Annotated in this window: 3 protein-coding genes and 2 pseudogenes; 1 reads left to right on the forward strand and 4 read right to left on the reverse strand. The window is 61.1% G+C overall.

Annotated features, from left to right (window positions below; translation table 11 throughout):
* The 4 genes and pseudogenes from HFGMBDPB_RS29560 to HFGMBDPB_RS29575 all read right to left on the reverse strand — a co-directional run.
* Positions 1-239: pseudogene (locus HFGMBDPB_RS29560) on the reverse strand (IS30 family transposase); the annotation flags it as partial.
* A 108-nt stretch (positions 240-347) separates the two neighbouring features.
* Positions 348-632: a hypothetical protein gene (locus tag HFGMBDPB_RS29565; RefSeq protein WP_249343783.1), complete on the reverse strand. Its 285-nt coding sequence runs from the start codon at positions 630-632 to the stop codon at positions 348-350.
* A 473-nt stretch (positions 633-1,105) separates the two neighbouring features.
* A pseudogene (locus HFGMBDPB_RS30110) lies at positions 1,106-1,214 on the reverse strand (YkvA family protein); the annotation flags it as partial.
* Positions 1,215-1,578: 364 nt separating this feature from the next.
* Entirely contained in the window at positions 1,579-1,719 is a 141-nt protein-coding gene (locus tag HFGMBDPB_RS29575) for a hypothetical protein (RefSeq protein WP_212646783.1), read from the reverse strand.
* A gap of 616 nt (positions 1,720-2,335) precedes the next feature.
* Between HFGMBDPB_RS29575 and HFGMBDPB_RS29580 the strand changes: the two genes are divergently transcribed.
* Positions 2,336-2,572, forward strand: a 237-nt coding sequence (locus HFGMBDPB_RS29580; protein ID WP_249343495.1) for a transposase, incomplete at its 3' end; no start/stop codon positions are given.

Raw genomic sequence — 2,572 nt, forward strand, 5'->3', positions numbered from 1 at the left:
GATTCGCCCGCAGCCAATGCCCGCGAGATCTCCTCGCGCTCAGCGAGAGTCAGTGCCAATCGTGATCGATGGCGCGCTGGCGGGCGGATTCCGCCGGTTGCGGCCAGGATGTTCTGAATGGAGGTATGTGGCCGATCGAACAGCTTGCCGATCTGGTGCAGGGTATCGCCCTTGCTCCAGCGATCCCACATCATCGCCTTCTGTGCTTCGGTGTAGTAGATCCGAGGTCGTTGCTTCATGGCCAGCACTCCTTGCGCCAGGTGCAGTCATTGTGTTGCATCGACCGGTTGAATTCACAGCCGAGAGCAGTCCTCAATAGCCCAGCTCTCCACATGCTCCCAACGCTGCTAGCAACCGCAAAAGCACCCAGAAAGGCCACGCATTACGTGCGTGGCCGCCCAGGGCAGCACCCAGTCAATCCAGCACCCGCACCACCCCGCGCTCCCTCCCCCCATCACCCCCTCAATCGCCTCCTCCTGCGCCTGAATAAACGCAAGCAATTGCCCAGGAGTCACCGGCTCCAAGGCATGCCCCGGGTAGGCGCCAATTATCAAACTGGAAATCAGCCCCAACTGATCCTGCACGCGCCGCAGGCTGTTGTACTCCGGCTCGGAAAGTTGAAAGTACAGCATGGCAACTCCTCAATGAGCGCGCTTGGCGACTGGAGCAAAGGAATGCCCACGCGCTAGAAGCACGGGGCCATGCAAAGGACTGGGGGAAGGTTCGGGCATTGACACGCCCGCAAGGAAAGCAGCCATAAGGCCTCCTGTGAGTACGTCCAACTGCTTTCGGGAGTGTGGCGGGACCGCCTGTGAAGGTGTGTTCAGCACCTGGGCGAGATGATACAGCGCTCAGGCACAGCTCCCGCATCCCTGTGTTGCCCGCCTGCCGCCGCTCAGCCCGGCAAAGCTCCGCGCTCAAAGACTCCAGCGCTCTCGGAACACAAGGAAGGCCCCCACGCAAACGCATAGCCAGACGCCCACCACCAGGGCGACTCCGGCACGGCTTCGGGGCTTGCGGCCCTGGGCCTGCATCCAGGCCTCGGCCTGCTGGCGGCTGTCGGCCAACACGGCCGGGGGAAGCAGTCGCACGGTGAGCCAGATCAGCGCGGGCAGCAGCAGGACGTCATCCACATAGCCCAGCACGGGGATGAAGTCAGGGATCAGGTCGATGGGGCTCAGGGCGTAAGCGACCACGAAGGCGGCCAGGGCCTTAGGGCCTGTTCACACCAATCTGGGGATCGCGTTGCCCGGCTGCGGGGCCGTATGCAAGGCGCACGTGCGCAGCAAGGCCCGTGCCTTGCAAGCGCGTGCAACGCCGCAGACGGCCCCGCAGCCGGGCAACCCGAAGGGAAGCTGCCTGCCAGCCCGCCACTCAGCGTTGCGCTCCTTGCGCGTGTGGGCACACGCACGGCGTCGTGCGCCTTGATTGGCGGACTGGCAGGCAGCTTCGCGACCCCACATTAGTGTGAGCAGGCCCTACCGTACCAGGGCGTCTGGGGGCTCTTGCAGGCAAACCACAGGGTGACGCCATCGCGCTTGATGCGTCGTGCCCAGGCCTTCAATCTTTCACCGGCTGTCATGGATATACGAGGTTGTGAACGAGCTGGATGATGGCGGCCGGCTGTTGCCGTTGGTGCTGCGCCGCCAGGCCCGCGCAGCACTCGATGATATGGACCGCCAGCCCGCTGCGCGCGGTTTCCTTGTACCGGGTCTTCATGACCGCATCACCACGGTGCCGTGCCTGTGGCCGCAAAGGCCCGCAGCACGGCGGTGCCGGCTGGCCTGGGCCCACCAAGGCACATGGCTGCACTGACTGGCAAAGCCTTGTCACCGCCCTCTTCCTCATTCCAAGTCCATATCGACTGCACTCAAGGCGTGCATCTCATATATGCATCTAGGAATAATCTGAAAATAATCAGCCACAAGCCTTTCTGCTTGACTTCCAGATACCCAAGAAATCAAATAGCCGGACTCCCACAACGGAATTCCCAGGCCATTGATTGACATCGGCATTGGGAATGATTGCGAACGCGCAATTCCCACTCTCACATCTTGATCGGACCTGATTTCTCACAGGACCGAGGGTAGGCCTGCGTTTGTGATTTTTCTGGCATTTGGCAAACCACCATTTTTTTATTCATTCCATTAACCATTCGCTTGCAGGCCATGGCAACATCCACAGATCTCACCCGCCCGTATATCAGCTATGAAAAGGCATTCAACAGGCAGATCACCCGCGCCATGGACAGCCAGCAGGTGGATGTGGTGGTACTTAGAGCGGCTAACACCACTTGGTCAGAAGCCCCCCGCAGAGCGTTATGCTCGCTGCCCTCATGGCACGACGACCCGTAAGCAAAGAACTGTGGCGACAGCTACAACCTCTCATCCCAGCCTTCGTACCTTCCTCCAAAGGCGGTGCGCGCAAGCTCGCAGTCAGCGATGAAGCCGCCCTCAACGGCATCCTGTTTGTGTTGCAAACAGGCATTCCGTGGGAAGACCTTCCCCAATCCCTTGGGTACGGCAGCGGCATGACTTGCTGGCGCCGCCTGCGCGACTGGAACGCTGCTGGT

It is taken from the genome of Delftia sp. PE138 (assembly GCF_018320755.1).
Taxonomy (GTDB): Bacteria; Pseudomonadota; Gammaproteobacteria; order Burkholderiales; family Burkholderiaceae_C; genus Comamonas; species Comamonas tsuruhatensis.

What these genes read in the sequence shown, in the direction of transcription:
- HFGMBDPB_RS29565 (WP_249343783.1), bottom strand. Translation starts at nt 632, where the DNA reads ATGCTGTACTTTCAACTTTCCGAGCCGGAGTACAACAGCCTGCGGCGC.
- HFGMBDPB_RS29575 (WP_212646783.1), bottom strand. Translation starts at nt 1,719, where the DNA reads ATGAAGACCCGGTACAAGGAAACCGCGCGCAGCGGGCTGGCGGTCCAT.